The following is a 1,551-nucleotide window of genomic DNA, read 5'->3' as shown; positions in this document are numbered from 1 at the left end:
GCTTCAATAATCTTGTTAAAAAGTTCTAAGAGTATATCATTTCATCACTCCAATCTATAATTTTGGTAAGAAAAAAGCAGTCAATCCTAAGACTAACTGCTTTGTGTGTATGGATATGAAATTGTCAAGTTAAAAACTGTTTATTTTTTCTTTTTAGGTTTTTGCGTTGGTAGTTCATCATACATCACATTAAATAACCCCGTCAGAAAATCTTTATTATCAATTTCTTCCACCAATAACATTTCTTTGGCATTTTCGTATGGAATTTCATAAGTAACTGTTGGCATATAAGAAATTGCAGACTTTGTTGGTTTTACCAGTAACCTATCATCATATATACCGCCAATGATTTTTCCACGATAATAGATAATAAATTCTCCCATCATTGCACGATATGTTATTTCTTGTAATTCTGATAATTGTTCTAAAACAAATTGTAAATAATCTTTACTTGAAGCCATTTCCAACCCTCCAATCTTGAATTTTATTATTCCAATGCTTTCTTTAAGTCCAGAACAAATTGCTTTTGTTGTTTTTTTAAATAGGTTTTTACAAAAGGTTTCATAAACCACTTTTTAGGTATCACATTTTCTGTAAAGTCTATTTGTGTTTCATTCCCTTTGTCTATAAAAACACCAATCCAATGACCTTTCATGTTGCTATTCTCCATATCAAATTCCCAGCGTTTATATGGTTCTACAACGGTGACGGTAAATGTAGTAGCATATCCATTTTTTGTGTATTCAATAAATTGTTTGTCATTTATTATTTCTGTTTTGCTCAAATCACTTCGCCATGAGTTATATTTATCAACAGCTAAAACAATGTTCCAAACTTTTTGAAAATCATTACTAATAATTGTATTTATATTTGAAATTGCCACTTTTTCATTTCCCCTTTTCAAACTGAGAGTTATAGTGCAATCTTTTTCCATTTTCTAATCTTGGTTCTAAAGGTTCCGAACGGAGCAACTGTATTAACATGTATGAATTTGTATATTTCCCAGACAGCTGTTTTAGTTGCTTCGTCAGCCCATTTTCTCATATGTGGTTTAAATAATTCTTCATCACTCAGAGAATCAATCATTGCATAAATAGAGTTGATATTCTCATTCAATCTGTCTTTTAATTCTTGCAGTGACAGCTGAGCATATGTATCTGTGAACCATTGATATAATTCGCCAAGCTGATTCCACTTAAAATTATCCGAAGGAGTTTTGACAGGAATACCCTTTCTTTCGTCTGATTCCCATTTAATAACAAGAGTTGTCCAGCCAACCTGATAAGCAAGATTTTCTGCCGGAGTTCGATCGACCTCATCAATTCTCTTATCTTTTAAACGCTCCGGAATATCATTAAATTCTGAAATATACTTTGCAAAGCTTTTATTTATCTCGTTTTTAAGCTCGTCTTTATTCTCATATGTTCTCAATAGTCTATCTCCTCAGCTTCCGATTTGTCGCTTTCTTCATACTCATATTATAACAGTTCCATATATCCACCACAATAAAAATCAGCATACCCTTTAAATATTTTCTGCATTGAAAATGCA

At 31.5% G+C, this 1,551-nt stretch carries 3 protein-coding genes; all 3 read right to left on the bottom strand.

The features are described from left to right. Positions 1-140: 140 nt before the first annotated feature. The 3 genes from ACESSZ_RS16425 to ACESSZ_RS16415 are packed head-to-tail and all read right to left on the bottom strand — an operon-like array spanning position 141 to position 1,431. A complete protein-coding gene (locus ACESSZ_RS16425; RefSeq protein WP_105309540.1) occupies positions 141-461 on the bottom strand; it encodes a TfoX/Sxy family protein in 321 nt (106 codons plus the stop codon). Positions 462-487: 26 nt separating this feature from the next. Beyond that, positions 488-883, bottom strand: a complete 396-nt coding sequence (locus ACESSZ_RS16420; RefSeq protein ID WP_011068146.1) for an SRPBCC family protein — start codon at positions 881-883, stop codon at positions 488-490. 29 nt (positions 884-912) lie between these two features. Then, complete coding sequence (locus ACESSZ_RS16415; protein WP_499842905.1) at positions 913-1,431, bottom strand: ClbS/DfsB family four-helix bundle protein; 519 nt, start codon at positions 1,429-1,431, stop codon at positions 913-915. Positions 1,432-1,551: the final 120 nt, after the last annotated feature.

Source organism: Eubacterium sp. 3_1_31 (assembly GCF_964249515.1).
GTDB classification, from domain to species: Bacteria; Bacillota_I; Bacilli_A; order Erysipelotrichales; family Erysipelotrichaceae; genus Longicatena; species Longicatena caecimuris.
The sequence above is the reverse complement of the archived record's forward strand: the minus strand, read 5'-3'. Positions and strand labels throughout refer to the sequence as shown.

What these genes read in the sequence shown, in the direction of transcription:
- ACESSZ_RS16425 (WP_105309540.1), bottom strand. Translation starts at nt 461, where the DNA reads ATGGCTTCAAGTAAAGATTATTTACAATTTGTTTTAGAACAATTATCA.